15 protein-coding genes and 1 tRNA gene are annotated in these 16,666 nt (G+C 53.0%); 6 read left to right on the top strand and 10 right to left on the bottom strand.

The window, feature by feature from the left end; all coding sequences use genetic code 11:
• Positions 1 to 404: 404 nt before the first annotated feature.
• Together msrQ and msrP are read right to left on the bottom strand one after the other, a co-directional pair.
• Entirely contained in the window at positions 405 to 1,019 is a 615-nt protein-coding gene (gene msrQ / locus AB9F29_RS08285) for a protein-methionine-sulfoxide reductase heme-binding subunit MsrQ (protein ID WP_236940029.1), read from the bottom strand.
• A gap of 81 nt (positions 1,020 to 1,100) precedes the next feature.
• Positions 1,101 to 2,024 carry a protein-methionine-sulfoxide reductase catalytic subunit MsrP gene (gene msrP / locus AB9F29_RS08290; RefSeq protein ID WP_369755290.1) on the bottom strand — a complete coding sequence of 308 codons (924 nt, stop codon included), beginning with the start codon at positions 2,022 to 2,024 and terminating at the stop codon, positions 1,101 to 1,103.
• A 257-nt stretch (positions 2,025 to 2,281) separates the two neighbouring features.
• Here msrP and AB9F29_RS08295 point away from each other — a divergent pair, with 257 nt between their 5' ends.
• Positions 2,282 to 2,857: a hypothetical protein gene (locus tag AB9F29_RS08295; protein WP_369755291.1), complete on the top strand. Its 576-nt coding sequence runs from the start codon at positions 2,282 to 2,284 to the stop codon at positions 2,855 to 2,857.
• A gap of 7 nt (positions 2,858 to 2,864) precedes the next feature.
• On the opposite strand, the gene AB9F29_RS08300 is transcribed toward AB9F29_RS08295, so the two are convergent.
• A complete protein-coding gene (locus AB9F29_RS08300) occupies positions 2,865 to 4,364 on the bottom strand; it encodes an FMN-binding glutamate synthase family protein (protein WP_369755438.1) in 1,500 nt (499 codons plus the stop codon).
• Positions 4,365 to 4,514: 150 nt separating this feature from the next.
• Positions 4,515 to 7,130 carry an ATP-dependent chaperone ClpB gene (gene clpB / locus AB9F29_RS08305; protein ID WP_369755292.1) on the bottom strand — a complete coding sequence of 872 codons (2,616 nt, stop codon included), beginning with the start codon at positions 7,128 to 7,130 and terminating at the stop codon, positions 4,515 to 4,517.
• A gap of 193 nt (positions 7,131 to 7,323) precedes the next feature.
• On the opposite strand from clpB, the gene pyrF reads away from it, so the two are divergent.
• A complete protein-coding gene (gene pyrF, locus AB9F29_RS08310; protein WP_369755293.1) occupies positions 7,324 to 8,031 on the top strand; it encodes an orotidine-5'-phosphate decarboxylase in 708 nt (235 codons plus the stop codon).
• Here pyrF and AB9F29_RS08315 read toward each other — a convergent pair.
• Positions 8,028 to 8,297 (bottom strand): NfeD family protein, encoded by a 270-nt coding sequence (locus tag AB9F29_RS08315; protein ID WP_369755294.1) that lies wholly within the window; start codon positions 8,295 to 8,297, stop codon positions 8,028 to 8,030. The genes pyrF and AB9F29_RS08315 overlap by 4 nt on opposite strands.
• Positions 8,297 to 9,190, bottom strand: a complete 894-nt coding sequence (locus tag AB9F29_RS08320) for an SPFH domain-containing protein (RefSeq protein WP_039001177.1) — start codon at positions 9,188 to 9,190, stop codon at positions 8,297 to 8,299. The genes AB9F29_RS08315 and AB9F29_RS08320 overlap by 1 nt, the downstream gene beginning before the upstream one ends.
• A gap of 111 nt (positions 9,191 to 9,301) precedes the next feature.
• On the opposite strand from AB9F29_RS08320, the gene AB9F29_RS08325 reads away from it, so the two are divergent.
• Complete coding sequence (locus tag AB9F29_RS08325; protein WP_369755295.1) at positions 9,302 to 10,567, top strand: DNA polymerase IV; 1,266 nt, start codon at positions 9,302 to 9,304, stop codon at positions 10,565 to 10,567.
• Here the strand turns inward: AB9F29_RS08325 and AB9F29_RS08330 are convergent, their stop codons facing one another.
• Entirely contained in the window at positions 10,568 to 11,428 is an 861-nt protein-coding gene (locus AB9F29_RS08330) for an N-formylglutamate amidohydrolase (RefSeq protein WP_369755296.1), read from the bottom strand. It lies immediately after the preceding gene.
• A gap of 149 nt (positions 11,429 to 11,577) precedes the next feature.
• On the opposite strand from AB9F29_RS08330, the gene AB9F29_RS08335 reads away from it, so the two are divergent.
• The 3 genes from AB9F29_RS08335 (at position 11,578) to AB9F29_RS08345 (ending at position 13,105) form a co-directional block, all read left to right on the top strand.
• Positions 11,578 to 11,652: transfer RNA gene (locus tag AB9F29_RS08335), tRNA-Val, on the top strand.
• 94 nt (positions 11,653 to 11,746) lie between these two features.
• Entirely contained in the window at positions 11,747 to 11,872 is a 126-nt protein-coding gene (ykgO, locus tag AB9F29_RS08340; protein ID WP_008282420.1) for a type B 50S ribosomal protein L36, read from the top strand.
• 171 nt (positions 11,873 to 12,043) lie between these two features.
• Positions 12,044 to 13,105: a fatty acid desaturase gene (locus AB9F29_RS08345; RefSeq protein ID WP_335584043.1), complete on the top strand. Its 1,062-nt coding sequence runs from the start codon at positions 12,044 to 12,046 to the stop codon at positions 13,103 to 13,105.
• Positions 13,106 to 13,175: 70 nt separating this feature from the next.
• On the opposite strand, the gene AB9F29_RS08350 is transcribed toward AB9F29_RS08345, so the two are convergent.
• The 3 genes from AB9F29_RS08350 to AB9F29_RS08360 form a co-directional block, all read right to left on the bottom strand.
• Positions 13,176 to 14,393 (bottom strand): phenylacetate--CoA ligase family protein, encoded by a 1,218-nt coding sequence (locus AB9F29_RS08350; protein WP_369755297.1) that lies wholly within the window; start codon positions 14,391 to 14,393, stop codon positions 13,176 to 13,178.
• A 14-nt stretch (positions 14,394 to 14,407) separates the two neighbouring features.
• A complete protein-coding gene (locus tag AB9F29_RS08355) occupies positions 14,408 to 15,238 on the bottom strand; it encodes an ABC transporter ATP-binding protein (protein WP_039001189.1) in 831 nt (276 codons plus the stop codon).
• 73 nt (positions 15,239 to 15,311) lie between these two features.
• A complete protein-coding gene (locus tag AB9F29_RS08360; RefSeq protein ID WP_369755299.1) occupies positions 15,312 to 16,598 on the bottom strand; it encodes an ABC transporter substrate-binding protein in 1,287 nt (428 codons plus the stop codon).
• Positions 16,599 to 16,666 lie beyond the last annotated feature (68 nt).

The raw sequence follows: 16,666 nt of genomic DNA on the forward strand, positions 1-16,666 counted from the left end.
CACCGTCTGGCCTCTCGACCCGTCCAGTGACCCAGTGGAGCATCTCTGCGCCGCCGGTAGAGGGGTTCTAGTCCCACACACAAATACCCGCAACCCCTTTTTATGAAAAAGTCATAAAAACTTCAAAAAGCGCACGTTTCCTCAGTAAAACGAAGAAAAATGGTGTGAAAAATCGCGGACCAACACCCGAATTCCAGACAACCACGGCAAGAAATCCAACCAAAACACTCCAAATCAACAGTTATCCACAGACTCAAGGTGTGGCTTCGCGGAATTGTCACGTGAGTCTTTGTCGAGTCACCCGACTCACTCATTGGAAATGAAAATGGGGGCGTTTTCGGCTCGGTTGAATCCCAACACAACCAGGGAAGGTCGAAACTTCGGGAACTACCAGACCTACAACCCTATGCGAGCTTCAATCTGCGCAATTGCGGCAGACGGAGACCCAAAAGTACTATGATGATACCCAGATAGATCATCGGTTCAACTTGCCACCCCTTCACAAGGATCACGTAATGAAGCCCACCCGCCAACGCCGCACCATAGGTGAGCTTGTGCAGGTTGCGCCACCTCGCCCCACCCAGCTTCCGCAAGGAGAGATTGTTGGACGTGATCGCCAAGGGAATCATCAAGGCAAATCCAAGCATCCCAATGGTAATGTACCAGCGCTTTACGATGTCCTTTAGGATTTGCGTGAGGAGGAGCTGCATATCAAGGAAGAGCCAAACCGCCAGATGCATGGCGACATAGGCAAAGGCCAAAAGTCCGATGGCGCGGCGAAATTTGATCAGGTTGATGCCAAGCTTGGTCCGCAACGGCGTAATCGCCAATCCCGCTATGAGGAGTTGCAGCGCGATTTCCCCGAGTTCATGCTCAAGCCGTTTAACCGGATCAACCCCAAGGTTTCCCGCGAATAATTGAAAAACCAAAAATGAAACGGGTACGAGACCCAGAAAATACAGGCTCCACGCGGGAATTTTGCGCGCGGTTTGATTGATCGTTTGAATTGGGTCGAACATGCGCGCAGCGTCTCTCTGTATATAGGGCGTGGTTCGCATCGGCAATTTTGGGTGAACCCGCTTGCCGATGCTCAATATCGTTTAGTAGTTTTTCTTGAGGTCCATGCCCTTATATAGTCCGGCCACTTCTTCTTCATAACCATTGAACATGAGGGTCTCTTGGCGCTTGGCGATAAGCCCACCAATCTTGCGTTCACTCGCTTGGCTCCAACGCGGGTGGTCCACAGTTGGATTCACATTGGAATAGAAACCATACTCACGCGCGTTGATCATATTCCAGCTGGTTTCGGGCTGTTTGTTGGTCGCAGTGATGCGCACAATCGATTTGATCGACTTGAAGCCATACTTCCACGGCACAACCAGACGCATCGGCGCGCCGTTCTGATTGGGCAAATCATCGCCATAAAGGCCCGTCGCCAAAATCGTAAGCGGATTCATCGCCTCGTCCATGCGCAAACCTTCACGGTAAGGCCAAGGAATGGTCCGGCTTTGCTGGCCGATCATTTCGTCGGGGCGTTCAAGGGTTTCAAACGCAATATACTTTGCACCCGACTGAACTCCGACGCGCTGAAGGAGCGAGGACAAGTCAAACCCAACCCACGGGATCACCATCGCCCATGCCTCGACGCAACGGAAACGGTAAATCCGCTCCTCCAGCGTCATACCCTTGGTCAAATCAGCGAGGTCATAGGTCCCAGGTTTGTCGACCATACCGTCAATTTTTACACTCCACGGGTCCACAGTTAGACGCCCCGCATATTTCGCAGGGTCCCCTTTACCGGTGCCGAACTCGTAGAAATTGTTGTAGTTAGAGATGTCCTTGAGGCTGTTTGGCTTCTCACTTGATGAGTACTCGCTCGCAACAGTGGCGATTTTCGCGCTCACCGGACTTGCCGCGATCAACCCTGCCGCGCCCATTCCTGCCATGACTTGGCGCCGATTAAGGAAATCTGCGCGCGGGGTCACGTCGGACCATTTGAGATTAGTTTTAAAACGTTGTGCCATTTGAACCTCCAGCAATTTCTCCTAGAGTTAATCGAAAAGGCCCCAACAAAAAGATAAATAGACAGAACTCACGAATTTGTTTGGTGGGCGTGAGAATATTCGGTGTTTTCGGCATTCGTTGAAATATTCGCCCCACCTTTGCGAATTGTCTGCCTTGATTGCTACAATTTTATACGGATGTGGAAACCGCTTTAGGTGTTGATTAAGAGTTTCATGAGCAAATTACGGTTCTGAATCCCTATTTTAAGGAACACCGTATGAAACGTCTCTTCGTAACATCAGCCCTTGCTTTCAGTTTGCTCGCACACGGCGCACAGGCAATCGACACTGAAGCCAATATCTCAGGCGTCCTAGAAAACACACTTGCCGCATGGGTCGAAAACCCCACAGTGATTGACGCTCTGCGCGCGCAGAATGCGGCACACGCGACTCTCGTCGAAGCAGATATTATTAACCTAGACAATCTTTGGCGTGCCGAAGTCGGTGCAACTGAAACCCCGATTCAATCTGAAGTTATGGCGCGGGAAATCTCAAAATACCTGATTGAAAAACAGTTGTCGTCTAATGGGGTGGTATCCGAAGTTTTCGTGTTTGATATGGTTGGCCTGAACGTAGGTCAAAGCGGGCTCACGTCCGACTACTGGCAGGGCGATGAAGCGAAGTACCAAGAGACATATGGCAAGGGCAGCGGCTCAATTCACACTAGTGAGGTTGAACTAGACGAAAGCACTGGGGCCTATCTGGTTCAGGTTTCTTCCGCTATTTCCGACCCTGCGACCGGTGAATTGCTTGGCGGCGTGACCTTTGGCATCAATATTGGCTTGCTAGAATAAAGCCATCTCAAAGAGCGGAGCGTTCAGCTTCGCTCTTATTCGGGTGAATTTGGCTCATGCGCCGACTTGAGCCATCCGCCATCACCAAACGCACATGGCTACGTTGGATTTGTCGCGGCTCTAGAACACCAACGGAATGCGCGATGGTCTCAACCTCATGGATGATACCTTCTGCATAACGGGCCACCTTTTTGTACTTTTCTTCCGGCACCAAACCCTGCTGCAAATGCGGATCATGCGTTGTAATTCCGGTCGGGCAGGTATTTCTGTTGCATTTTAAGGCCTGAATGCAACCAAGGCTGAACATAAAGCCCCGCGCCGATGTAACAAAGTCCGCTCCTGCGGCCAGCGCCCATGCCACATCCCCAGGATTAACCAGTTTGGCGCTCGCAATGATGCGAATGCGTTCTTTCAACCCATAGGAATCGCGCAAAGCGGAAACCTTTGGCAGCGCTTCGCGAACGCTCATCCCAACCAGATCAATCAACGGCATGGGGGCTGCGCCGGACCCACCCTCCCCTCCATCAATAGTAATAAAGTCCGGTGCGCACTCAGGGCCTCGTTCGACAATCAGCTTAAACAACTCTTCAATTGCATCTGGGCTCCCAACGACCGTTTTGAATCCGACGGGTTTGCCCGAAACCTCTCGAATATGACCGATATAATCGAGCAATTCGCCCCAATTTGCGACCGCGGCATGTCGGTTCGGCGAAATACTGGCCTCCCCTTCGGGAATCCCACGAATACTCGCTATCTCCGCCGTCACTTTAGACGCGGGTAAAATACCACCTTTTCCCGGCTTTGCCCCCTGCGCCAATTTTAACTCAAACATCTTGATTTGAGGGTGCGAGGCAACTTCGCGTAGCTTTTCGTCACTCAGGCTTCCATCCTCGCTTCGCACGCCATAATGCGCAGTACCGATTTGGAAAACAATGTCACAGCCGCCCTCATAGTGATAGGGCGCCGCACCACCCTCCCCCGTATTCAACCAAATTCCAGCCTTGGCCGCACCACGACTGAGCGCGCGAACCGCTGGCTTAGACAAAGCGCCAAAACTCATCCCCGAGATATTGAAAATCGATGGAGCAATATAAGGAGTGCGTGCAAAGGGGCCAATTTCCATTGGCTCAGTTTTGGTGATTTGATCATCAAGCGGGGGAAACGCGGCATTGACAAAAATCGGTGTGCCGACAACCGACAAATTGCGTGTACTCCCAAAAGCGACCGTGTTGCTCGCGCCTTTGGCTGCGCGATCGATCCATTCTCGTTGCGCGCGATTAAATGGAAGCTCCTCGCGATCCATCGCGAAAAAATACTGTCTAAAAAATTCGCCTAGAGTTGTGAATAAATGCCGAAAGCGCCCGATGACCGGATAATTCCTGCGAACCGCGTCCTCTTTTTGCACCTTGTCGATCACAAACATGACCAGCGCCATAAGTACAAAAAAGCCAATGATGAAGACGAACAATAGTGCCAAAATTTCGAGCGCCTGTCCCGCCCACCCCATGAATCGCATCATTAAATCTCTCCAAATATATTTGGCGAATGATGCGGGGGGAAAAGTTCCGATACAAGTCAAATACTTCTGCACTCTTAATTTGACCGAAGAAAAACCCAGCCAATCTGGCTGGGTTTGACCTGGCGCTATTGTGTGCAGTTAATGGACAACCGCACTCTCTGGTGGCCGTTTTTCGGATGGAGACAGATGATCGCCCACAATCAAGCCATCACTGCCCGCCGAAACCTTGACGGTATCCCCATCCAGAACGTCGCCAGCCAAGATCATCTCAGCAAGCTCATCTTGCAAGGCACGTTGAAACACGCGCTTAAGAGGACGCGCCCCAAAGACCGGATCATACCCCTCATCCGCTAGCCACTTTTTCGCAGCCAGATCAAGTTCGAGCGTAATGGATCGTGTGGCCAGACGTTTGTTCAAAAGACCAAGCTGGATCTCCACAATTCCACTCATATCCTCGCGTGCAAGACGGTCAAATATGACGATATCATCCAATCGGTTGAGGAATTCAGGCCTAAAATGCGCCCGCACCGCATCCATCACATCCCGCTTGGCATCACTTGCGTCCGCACCATCTGGCAGTTGGCTCAACGCTTGCGCCCCAAGATTCGACGTCAAAATTATCAACGTCTGCTTGAAATCAACGCGACGCCCCTGACCATCCGTTAAAATCCCGTCATCCAGAACCTGTAACAAGACGTTGAAGACATCAGGGTGCGCTTTCTCGACCTCATCAAAAAGGATGACTTGATACGGTTTGCGCCGCACGGCCTCGGTTAAAACACCGCCTTCTTCATAGCCAACATAGCCCGGAGGTGCCCCGATCAAACGCGCAACCGAGTGTTTCTCCATGAATTCCGACATATCAACCCGCGTCATCGCGTTGTCGTCATCAAACAGGAATTCTGCCACCGCCTTCGTAAGTTCGGTTTTCCCCACACCAGTGGGCCCAAGGAATAGAAACGACCCAAGGGGACGGTTTTCGTCATTCAAACCTGCCCGTGCACGGCGCACGGAATTCGAAACCGCTTTTACGGCCTTGCGTTGTCCGATGACACGCCGCCCAAGGCCCTCTTCCATACGCAGCAGCTTGTCGCGCTCGCCTTCAAGCATTTTCGAGGTCGGAATTCCGGTCCAACGCTCAACCACGCTGGCGATTTGTTCTGGACGAACCGCTTCGGCAACCATCGACTCGCTCTCGCTCGCTTCGGCAAGTTCCAAACGCTTTTCAAGATCAGGGATGACACCATACGACAGCTCCCCAGCTTTGGCGAGATTGCCTTCACGTTTAGCGATTTCAAGCTCCGCCCGTGCGCGATCCAAATGTTCTTTTATATCCCGCGCATTGGCCAGTTTGCTGCGTTCTGCTTGCCAGTTTGCCGTCATCTCGGAGGATTTTTCCAACAAACCAGATAGCTCGACGAGCAATTTTTCCAGCCTATCCTGACTCGCTTGATCGTCTTCGGACCGTAAGGCCTCCACTTCAATCTGCTTTTGCAAAATGTCGCGATCAAGGGTGTCGAGTTCCTCAGGTTTACTGTCCACCTCCATGCGCAAACGGCTCGCGGCTTCGTCCATCAAATCGATAGCTTTGTCGGGCAAAAACCGATCCGTAATATAGCGGTGGCTTAGGGTACTAGCAGCAACAAGCGCGCTGTCGGTAATGCGAACGCCGTGATGAAGCTCATATTTTTCCTTGATCCCGCGCAGGATCGAGATTGTATCCTCGACAGTAGGCTCTTCCACCAAAACGGGTTGAAAACGACGTGCAAGGGCGGCGTCTTTTTCAACGTGTTTGCGGTATTCCGCCAAGGTTGTCGCGCCGATACAATGCAACTCTCCCCGTGCGAGAGCAGGTTTCAAAAGGTTGCTTGCGTCCATCGCACCGTCCGATTTACCGGCCCCAACAAGGGTGTGCATTTCGTCGATAAACAGGATAATTTCACCCGCTGCCGCCGTGACTTCGTTCAGGACCGCTTTAAGGCGCTCCTCAAATTCGCCACGATACTTCGCACCCGCAATCAGCGAGCCCATATCAAGTGACATGAGCTTTTTGTTGCGAAGACTTTCGGGCACGTCGCCACTTACAATCCGCAAGGCGAGTCCTTCGGCAATCGCCGTTTTCCCGACGCCCGGCTCCCCAATCAAAACGGGGTTGTTTTTTGTGCGACGACTCAAGACCTGCATTGTACGGCGGATTTCTTCGTCGCGCCCAATAATCGGATCAATTTTACCTTCCTTGGCAGACTGTGTCAGGTCGGTCGCGTATTTTTTGAGCGCCTCATAACTATCTTCGGCACTCGCACTATCTGCGGTGCGTCCCTTGCGAACATCATTGATCGCTTCGTTGAGTTTTTGCGCAGTCACCCCCCCAGCATCCAACGCCTCTTTGGCTTTGGATTTGGTGATCGCGAGGGCCGTCAAAATGCGCTCAACCGGAACAAAGCTGTCGCCAGCCTGCTTGGCCAATTTTTCCGCCTCGGCCAAAACTTTGGCAGTCTGCGGGTCAATATAGACTTGTGCGGCATCGCCCGTGACCTTGGAGAATTTCCCCAAAGCAACCTGAAGCGACTCGTCTACAAGTTTTAGGTCCCCGCCAGCGGCGGTAATCAAATTAGCCGCAAGACCCTGATCGTCATCCAATAGCGCCTTGAGCAAATGCTCCGGTGAAAGACGTTGATGATTTTCGCGTACTGCAATTGTTTGTGCCGCCTGAATAAATCCGCGCGACCGTTCGGTGAACTTTTCAATATTCATTTTAGTCTCCTGATTAGCACTCATATTCGAACCGCCCGCCATTGCAGCACAGTTCCCTATTCGCCTGATCTTAAAATGGTACTCAGACGGGCTCTAATCAAGGCCTAACGGTGGATTTTTCGCCTGCCCCGCTTGATGGACCCGCACGGGCCGCGTAAGAGAGGCCCAACCCTTTGCCAACCGGAGCATTCCCATGTCTGATGATCGCCTTATCGTTGCCCTCGATGTCCCTAACGTGGTGACAGGCCTTGAACTTTGCGCGAAACTCAACCCTACCGTGGACTTCTATAAAATCGGTCTTGGTATGCTGACGGGTGGCGGATTGGCCTTGGCTAATGAGCTAAAACAAGAGCATGGCAAACGCATTTTCCTCGACATGAAGTTCTTTGACATTGGCGCGACGGTCGAGGCGGCTGTACGCGGAATTGCCCAGTATGATTTCGATTTCCTAACGGTGCACGGCGACCCGCATGTTGTTCGGGCGGCGGGCGAAGGCAAGGCGGGAAGTGATTTGAAAATTCTCGCGGTAACGATCCTGACGTCTCTTGATCGCGCCGACCTTGATGCAGGCCTCATAAAAGCAGGCGATATTCAAGATTTGGTGGTGGAACGGGCAGCAAAAGCGCTTGAAGCTGGCGCCGACGGCGTAATCGCAAGCCCCCAAGAGGCCGCCTTGATCCGAGCGTTGCCCCAAGCCAAGGGCCGCCTCATTGTCACTCCCGGCGTTCGGCCAGCGGGTGCGGATTTGGGTGATCAAAAGCGCGTTGCAACACCGCGCGACGCCTTGACTGACGGGGCCGATTACATCGTTGTCGGCCGTCCGATTTGGCAAGCAAGCGACCCTGCGGCCGCCGCCCGATCCATTCTTGCGTCCATCAAGGACGTGAAGCGCAATGCCTAGTCGTTGATGTCTTTGTCAAAAAACTTGACCTGCCCCTTACGCACTCCAAGGTACCTGCGCAGCACAAACCACGCGAGGGCCGAGATAACGGCGAAAACGAGGAAAGTCGTGTAGACTCCGCCAAGCGGGATGCCGAGCAAAAATAACAGCCCGACCATAAAAGCCCCGACAGCAAACCCAAGGAAAATCGCCCCCGGCAGGATGACCTCAAGGATCGCGAGCGCGACCCCTGCTGCCATCCAAACCCACCAGTCGGTCCAGTTCATTACACTTTCCCTTTCAGCAAATTAAACGCATTGCCAAAGGCTTCAATTGCACTTGAGGGCAGGATAATCGTTTGCTGCCCTTCACCTTTGCCAATGATTGCGAGGGCCTCAACTTGCTTGAGCGCCACTTGGTATTGCGCGGACTCAATGCCGTGGGTCTTGATCGCCATCGCAACAACTTCCGTGGCATAGGCCTCGGCATCCGCCGAAATCCGGCGCGCTTTGGCTTGCTGCTCGGCGGAGTAAAGTTCCGCATCGGCATTAAGTTCAACGGCGCGTTTGGTGCCCTCAGCCTCGGTGACTTGGGCGCGACGTGCACGCTCTGCATTCAGCTGTTGCAACATGGCTTGGCGGGTTTGCTCGTCCAAGTTCACGTCCAGAATTTCTGCCCGAGTTACCTGAATACCCCAGTCATCCACCGCGTCTTCGACTTGGGTTTTGATTTGGGAAATCAATTGCTGACGATTGGATTGAACTTCGTCCAGTTCCATCGTTCCGATTCCCGACCGCACAATCCCAGCAACTGTTGTAGCAATCGCCGCATCCACATCGCGAATCCGGTAAACGGTTTTTTCTGGCTCAATGATGCGGTAGAAAACACTGGTCTCGACCTGTACCAAAACGTTGTCCGCCGTAATGGCATCTTGAGATGCGCTTGGAAGTTGGCGCTCAAGGATCGAAATCTTGTGGCGCACAGTATCCAGAAACGGAACGATAAAGTTGATTCCAGGCCCTAAAACGGCTTTCAAACGCCCGAGTCGCTCAACCACATACTTTTCCGACTGGGGAACAATCTTAATTCCTTTGAAAATCAGTATGATTACAAGGCCCGCAAGCAAAAGCACGACGATGTTACCGCTCAATAAATCGAGCACAATCTGTTCTATATTCATAATAAATTCCTTTTGTTGTACTCGTTATGGGCTGAACTGCTCACGGATCAAAGCGCAAAACACCAAAATGCGTCCATTGTGTAATTCTAGCCATGGGCTTATTTTAACCTCATGCCAGCCCTTTGTCGAAACTGTTTATCCTATTTTGAGACACCGACATCCCTTAGGTTGCGGTGTACGGAGTGTGGCAGCCCACGTGTTCTAGTCCATCCCGAGCTTTTCGACCTTTCGACCGCCCATATGGACTGTGACGCGTTTTATGCCAGCGTTGAAAAGCGCGACAATCCGGAGTTGCGGGACAAACCTGTAATTATTGGCGGCGGGAAACGGGGCGTTGTCTCCACCGCTTGCTATATTGCGCGGCTCAAGGGTGTGCGATCCGCGATGCCGATGTTTCAGGCCCTCAAGCTTTGCCCCGAAGCCGAAGTCGTGAAGCCGCGCATGGACGCCTATGTTGAGGCCAGCCGTGCGATCCGCGCGATGATGGACGAGTTGACCCCGAAAATAGAACCGCTTTCGCTGGATGAAGCCTTCCTCGATCTCTCAGGCACGCAGCGACTTCATGGCCGCCCCCCCGCCGTTATGCTCGCGCGTCTGGTGAAACGCATGGACGAGGAGTTGGGGCTATCGGGGTCTATCGGACTGTCGCACAACAAGTTTCTCGCCAAAGTGGCCAGTGATATGGACAAACCACGCGGGTATTCCGTGATCGGCAAAGCCGAGACACCCGCGTTTTTGGCAGGGAAACCGATCCGCATGATTTGGGGCGTCGGCCCTGCATTTCAGATTTCGCTGGAAAAGGCGGGACTGCGCACCTTTGATGATCTTTTGCGGTGGGAGCGCGTGGATTTGACCGCGCGTTTCGGCAACATGGGCGATCGCTTGTGGCATCTGGCCCGCGGCCAAGATTATCGCCGCATAACCGCCAATGCCTCGGTGAAATCCATTTCCAAAGAGACTACTTTTCTCGACGATATTTCCGATGTCGACCTTCTGGACGGCCACATGTGGCGATTGGCCGAGCAAGTCAGCGACCGCGCCAAAGCCAAAAACATGGCGGGCAAGGTCGTGACTCTCAAGCTGAAACGCGCCGATTTTACCGCGCTGTCCCGCCGCGTATCCCTGCGCGATGCCACGCAAATGGCCGACAAAATTTATCGCACTGCCAGAGACTTATTCGACGCTGTTCCCGATCACAAACCATACCGCCTCATTGGTGTAGGGATCAGCGATCTTATTCCAGAGGCCGGTGCCGATTTAACGGGTGACCTGCTCGATCCCGAAGCCATCAGACGCGGCCGCGCCGAGCGGGCCGCCGATGAAATCCGGGCACGCTTTGGCAAAGATGCTATCATGAAGGGGCGCTCTTTGCGCTGACTATTCCGCCGCCATGCGCGCTTCAACGCGCCCGATATCGGCGATCTGCACCGTCACATCCTGCATCATCTTGCGAAACGCGTTGAAATTCCCATTCGGGCGGATCATCTGCTCGTTCATATAAAGGGAGCGGTCAATCTCGATTTGAACCGCGTGTTGGTTCGCACTGATACGGCCATATTCTTTTGTAATATAGGCGCCCGCAAACGGCATATTGCGCAGAACGCGTAGGCCTTGCGCCCGAAATATTTCTTCAATTTGACAAACTATCGCTTCGCTGGCCGAAGCCCCGAAGCGGTCCCCAATCACAACATCGGGACGCCGCGCACCCGAACGCGCAATGGCATCCAACGCTTCATGCGGCATCGAATGGCAATCCACCAATACCGCTTGACCAAATTCCGACAGATTGTGCGCCATGATGCGATGCAATATGTCGTGGTATGGGTGCCAATAATCGGCAATCCGCTTTACCGCCTCATCATGGGTAATCTTGCCGCGATAAATTGCGCGCCCGCCCGAAACGACGCGCGGGATAACGCCCAGCCCCGATGCGATGCGCGGATTAGTCGTGTTCTTTTTCAGGCCTTCGATCAGCGCCGGATCAAGTTCGTCAACATTTCGGTTCAAATCAACGAACGCACGCGGAAATTTTGCCGCCAGAAACACGGCTCCATACTTCGGTGCTGTATCAAAAAGCATGTCCACGAACGCATCTTCCGAGGTTCGAATCGATTTTTCGTCGAGAATCGACTTTCTTTTGAACTTTCGATCATACTCGCGGCCACTATGTGGCACGGCAAAAACCACCGAAGTTTCCTTATTTTCAGGCATTTTAAGCGAAAAAGTGGTTTTGATCATTTAAGCCCCCCGTTACAATCACTATAGACCGAAATAATTCCGCACCAAAGGCCTTGAACACCGCCACGACTCCTTTTATAGACAGCGCCAGTTGACGCGGTTTTTCCGCGTCCTATTTGTTTAGGGCGCAAAAGGCACCGCAAAAATTTGGGCGCGTAGCTCAGTGGTAGAGCACTTCGTTGACATCGAAGGGGTCACTGGTTCGAACCCAGTCGTGCCCACCATTACTTCTGATTCGTCAGAGTGATGTACCAAATTCCCCCGCAAGGGGCCGATTGTAACCCGAGGCGCCACGCGCCGCGATAAAAGGAGAAGGCCATGAAAGTCCGGAATTCGCTCCGCTCGCTCAAGAACCGTCATCGCGATTGCCGCGTAGTACGTCGCAAGGGCCGCGTTTATGTGATCAACAAAACGCAACCCCGCTTTAAAGCGCGCCAGGGCTAACCCCCTCTATAAATTAGAAAAAAAGCCGCCTTTTTTGGGCGGCTTTTTTTTGGGCCGCGATTGTCGGCGTGAAATAGCCCTTTTGTTAAGAAAACAAATACAAATAGATGGCAATATATGCTTCACACCCTTACATTGCCCCCAACGAGCACGTAATAAAAAGAGAGCAGCATGAACCAACTCGCTTCCCAGCCCGTCCCGCAGTCGGACGTGTCGGCTGAACCTAAAAAGGTTGATACAGCCCGCGATTGGCTTCGCGTTCTCGCAAAGTACCGCGAGCCTATTCTTTGGCGCAGCCTATTTGAACTTGCGGTAACATTGGTACCCTTCTTTGCCCTTTGGGCATTGGCTTGGTTGGCTTTGTCCGTCAGCCCATGGCTGGCTGCCGCAATTGCGCTCGTGAATGGCTTGTTCCTTGTGCGCCTGTTTGCAATTCAACATGATTGCGGCCACGCCGCGTTCTTCGCCAACAGAGAAGTTTCCGATTGGGTTGGACGTGCGCTCGGCGTTTTGACTTTGACACCTTATGACGTCTGGAAGCGCACGCACGCTATTCACCACTCCGCCTCGGGAAACCTAGACCAACGCGGCATGGGCGACGTCATGACGCTGACTGTTGAAGAATATAAGGCACGCTCGGCATGGGGAAAATTCGCCTATCGCCTCTACCGCAGCCCGTTGGTTCTGTTTGTCATCGGTCCTGCGTATGTTTTCTACCTTCAATATCGCTTGCCCATCGGATTCATGAAATCCCGCAAATATTGGACAAGCGCGATGGGAACCAACGTCGCAATCGCATTGATCCTTGGTGTTATTGTCTATTTTGGCGGTTGGGCTCCAATCCTAATGATCTTTTTGCCAACAACTTTGCTTGCCGCGATGGGGGGCGTTTGGCTCTTTTACGTCCAGCATCAGTTTGAAGACACGCATTGGGATGTGGCCGAAGATTGGGAAATGCACGACGCCGCGCTGCACGGCAGTTCCCACTATGAATTGGGGGCGGTCCTTCAATGGCTGACCGCAAATATCGGCTTGCATCATGTGCACCACCTCTATTCTCGCATTCCCTTCTATCGCCTGACGGAAGTTATGCGTGACCATCCCGACCTCAGCGTCAACCAGCGCCTCACGATTCTAGAAAGTATCGCGTGCGTGAAACTCCGCCTTTGGGATGAGAAAGAGCGCAAACTTATGAGCTACAAGCAAGTCCGCGTACTCTACGGAAACTCTTAGGATCTGCTAAATTGTCGACAAAAAAGGGGGCCCGCAAGTCGCAGGGCCCCCTTTTTTTGTCTCTGAGAAATCAGTCGTAGCTACGCTGATCGTCAATCACTTTTCCGTCGTTAGGTAAGCTTCCAACGGGAACTATTTCAATGTTCCCGCGCAGTTTGAGCGTTTCAATAACGCTGGCAGCAAGCACAGCGGCATCGCCAAAAGTTGCCTCGACTTTTACAGTGAGAATATCCTGCTCGTCTTTGCGCGTGGCAATCACGCGGGCTTTCTGAACTTCCGGATGCTTGGCCACGAAGTCCGCGACTTGCTCAGGTCGCACAAACATACCCTTGATCTTGGTCGTTTGGTCCGCACGCCCCATCCAGCCCTTAATCCGCATATTCGTTCGGCCACATGGGCTTTCTCCCGGTAAAACCGCGCTCAAATCGCCTGTGGCGAATCTGATCAACGGGTAATCGGGATTGAGTGTCGTCACCAAAACCTCGCCAACCTCCCCCGCCGCAACGGGTATTCCCGTCCCCGGGATGACGATTTCAACAATCACGCCTTCGTCGACAATCATCCCATCCATCGCCTCGCTTTCATAGGCGATATTTCCGAGGTCCGCCGTTGCATAGCATTGCAAACACGTGATCCCACGGTCCGCATATTCCTGTCGAAGGCTCGGGAAAAGGGCTCCGCCACCGACGACAGCACGCTTAATTTTTAACGCTAGACCCTCCGTCTCAGCGCGGTCCAAGATCACTTTGAGGTAATCCGGCGTCCCGGCATAAGCGGTGACGCCGATATCATGCGCTGCCCTCACCTGAAGTTCCGTCTGACCAATTCCGGCGGGCAACACCGTAGCACCTACGGCGCGCGCACCGCTCTCAAAAATCATCCCAGCAGGTGTCAAATGATAGCTAAAGCAGTTCTGGATGATGTCTCCACGCCCCACTCCAGCGGCATGCAAAAAGCGCCCCATACGCCACCAATCACCACCAAGACGGCCCGGCTCATAGATCGGCCCTGGGCTCTGGAAAATATGCTCGAAGTCTGAGGCTCCCACTGTGGTAAATCCCCCGAAAGGCGCGCTCTTGGATTGCCCAGAAACCAGTTCGGACTTGCGCGTCACAGGAAGGTTTGCCAAGTCGGCAACCGATGCAATACTAGACACATCAATGCCCGCCAACAATGCCGCAATCGCAGGTGCCTTTTGGGCTGAAGCAAGTTGAGCTGGCAAAGCCCGTGCGATCCCCGCCGCACGTTGATCTGCACTGCGCGCCTCTAGTTCGTCGTAATATCGCATCCGGTCGCCCCGCATTAACTCAACCACCGCTTGCGCCGGCGATAACTCCGCACGTCACGGAAGGATTTGCGCCCGTCATCGGACATCCCCAGATAAAATTCCTTCACGTCCGGATTTTCCCGCAACTCGGAAGCAGGGCCATCCATAACAACGCGACCGCTTTCAAGGATGTATCCGTAATGCGCAAAACGCAGCGCCACATTGGTGTTTTGCTCCGCCAGAAGAAAACTCACGCCTTCGTTTTCGTTGACCGATTTCACGATCCCAAAAATCTGTTCCACGAGCTGTGGGGCGAGGCCCATTGACGGCTCGTCCAACAAAATGGTCTCGGGACGGCTCATGAGGGCGCGGCCAATGGCGCACATTTGCTGCTCGCCGCCAGAGGCATATCCAGCCTGGCTTTTGCGTCGCTCTTTGAGCCGCGGGAAATAATTGTAGACCATCTCGAGATCGGCGGCGACGGCGGCTTTGCCATCGCGGCGCGTATAGGCGCCCGTCATCAGGTTTTCTTCGATCGTCAAATGCTCAAAACAATGCCGGCCTTCCATGACTTGAATCACGCCCTTTTTCACCAAATCCGACGGCGTAAGGTCTTGAACCCTCTCGCCACGATAATGGATAGACCCCTTTGTAACCTCGCCACGTTCGCTGTGCAGCAGGTTGGAAATGGCCTTCAAGGTGGTGGTTTTTCCAGCTCCGTTCCCTCCCAATAGGGCGGTAATTCCCCCTTTGGGAACAGTCAGGCTCACCCCTTTGAGCACGAGGATAACGTGATTATAAATCACCTCAATGTTATTCACCTCCAAAAGAGGTTCGGCTTGGGGTGTAGGTGTGGCGTCCAGCATTGTATTCACCATTTTCTCAATTAAATAAGTACCCTTTGGCCACAACACACGCCGTGGCCAAAGGGATTTGTGTTTAGTTACAACGCTCTTCGATGTTGTTTTCCGCCGCATAGGCCATCGAATCTTCAAGGACCAGTGCGTCGATGATTTCGCCATCAGAAGGTGCGAAATCACTAATGAGCGACCAAGTTTTTGTCGACGCATCCCACTGTTGGATCGCGCCAAGACCTGGGCCGCCATGGTTTTCACAGGTGACAGTAAACGATGGACCAAAGTTGGGCATCCCGAGTTCGGCCATACGCGCTTCGGTGATCTCAAGAGATTCCATGCCCTTAAGCATATCCGCCGCATTGATGTCGGCTTTGCCCGCTATCTTCTGTGCGTTCAAAGCCGCTTCTGTCGCGAGCATCGCCGCATAGAAACCACGGTTGTAGACCGCCGTGCCGATTTGATCGCCGTTACCAGCCGCTTTGCCGGTATCCACAACGTATTTCTGAACGTCATCGAAAACTGGGAAATCGTTGCCAACATTGTGGAAGGTCACCGCTTTATAGCCATTCGCCCCATCGCCAGCCGGTAGCACATCATGCTCGCCACCAGACCACCAAACGCCAACGAAGTTCTCCATTGGGAAGCGAATATTTGCCGCTTCTTGGATCGCAACTTGGTTCATAACGCCCCAACCCCACATCAAAACATAGTCGGGTTTTTCGCGCCGGATTTGCAGCCATTGCGATTTTTGCTCCTGACCAGGGTGGTCAACGGCCAAAAGGGTCAGCTCAAATCCGTACTTCTTGGCAAGTTCTTCAAGGGTGCGGATCGGCTCTTTGCCGTAGGCAGAGTTGTGGTAAACAAGCGCAACTTTTTTGCCCTCGAGGCTACCATCGTTCATGTCGAGCAAGTGGTTTACCGCGATCGAAGCGCCATCCCAATAATTTGCGGGATAGTTGAAGACGTTACTGAAAATCTTGCCGTTTTTAGCTGAGGTCCGGCCATAGCCCATTGTGTGAAGCGCGATTCCATCGGCGGTCACTTTGGGGATCAACTGATAGGTGATGCCTGTGGACAAGGGTTGATAGATCAACGCGCCCTCGCCCTTGGTGCTCTCGTAGCATTCAACGCCTTTTTCGGTGTTATAGCCAGTTTCGCATTCGACCACGTTCGCTTTCACGCCGCCGATACCGCCATCGCGCTCGTTAAGCAACGTGAAGTAGTCGGCATAACCATCCGCAAAAGGAATACCACCAGCGGCATAGGGGCCGGTGCGGTAAGAGAGCGATGGGAACATAAGGTCCGCCATCGCGGGGACAGCAGCAGACAATGCAGCGGCTGTTACCATAGTAGCAAGTTTCATTTTCATCGTTTTAAGTCCTCCCTAGGGTACAATGTTCGAGTTGTGCCGAGGGTTTTCCCCTCGATCTATTTGCG

The sequence above is a fragment of the Falsihalocynthiibacter sp. S25ZX9 genome (assembly GCF_041205405.1).
Taxonomy (GTDB): domain Bacteria; phylum Pseudomonadota; class Alphaproteobacteria; order Rhodobacterales; family Rhodobacteraceae; genus Falsihalocynthiibacter; species Falsihalocynthiibacter arcticus.

Excerpts from the sequence above, each read along its gene's own strand:
- msrQ (WP_236940029.1), bottom strand. The coding sequence starts at position 1,019 with ATGTTCGACCCAATTCAAACGATCAATCAAACCGCGCGCAAAATTCCC.
- AB9F29_RS08355 (WP_039001189.1), bottom strand. The coding sequence starts at position 15,238 with ATGCTGGACGCCACACCTACACCCCAAGCCGAACCTCTTTTGGAGGTG.
- AB9F29_RS08320 (WP_039001177.1), bottom strand. The coding sequence starts at position 9,190 with ATGAATATAGAACAGATTGTGCTCGATTTATTGAGCGGTAACATCGTC.
- AB9F29_RS08325 (WP_369755295.1), top strand. The coding sequence starts at position 9,302 with ATGCCAGCCCTTTGTCGAAACTGTTTATCCTATTTTGAGACACCGACA.
- msrP (WP_369755290.1), bottom strand. The coding sequence starts at position 2,024 with ATGGCACAACGTTTTAAAACTAATCTCAAATGGTCCGACGTGACCCCG.
- AB9F29_RS08360 (WP_369755299.1), bottom strand. The coding sequence starts at position 16,598 with ATGAAAATGAAACTTGCTACTATGGTAACAGCCGCTGCATTGTCTGCT.
- AB9F29_RS08295 (WP_369755291.1), top strand. The coding sequence starts at position 2,282 with ATGAAACGTCTCTTCGTAACATCAGCCCTTGCTTTCAGTTTGCTCGCA.
- AB9F29_RS08350 (WP_369755297.1), bottom strand. The coding sequence starts at position 14,393 with ATGCGATATTACGACGAACTAGAGGCGCGCAGTGCAGATCAACGTGCG.
- pyrF (WP_369755293.1), top strand. The coding sequence starts at position 7,324 with ATGTCTGATGATCGCCTTATCGTTGCCCTCGATGTCCCTAACGTGGTG.
- ykgO (WP_008282420.1), top strand. The coding sequence starts at position 11,747 with ATGAAAGTCCGGAATTCGCTCCGCTCGCTCAAGAACCGTCATCGCGAT.
- AB9F29_RS08300 (WP_369755438.1), bottom strand. The coding sequence starts at position 4,364 with ATGGGGTGGGCGGGACAGGCGCTCGAAATTTTGGCACTATTGTTCGTC.
- clpB (WP_369755292.1), bottom strand. The coding sequence starts at position 7,130 with ATGAATATTGAAAAGTTCACCGAACGGTCGCGCGGATTTATTCAGGCG.
- AB9F29_RS08315 (WP_369755294.1), bottom strand. The coding sequence starts at position 8,297 with ATGAACTGGACCGACTGGTGGGTTTGGATGGCAGCAGGGGTCGCGCTC.
- AB9F29_RS08330 (WP_369755296.1), bottom strand. The coding sequence starts at position 11,428 with ATGATCAAAACCACTTTTTCGCTTAAAATGCCTGAAAATAAGGAAACT.
- AB9F29_RS08345 (WP_335584043.1), top strand. The coding sequence starts at position 12,044 with ATGAACCAACTCGCTTCCCAGCCCGTCCCGCAGTCGGACGTGTCGGCT.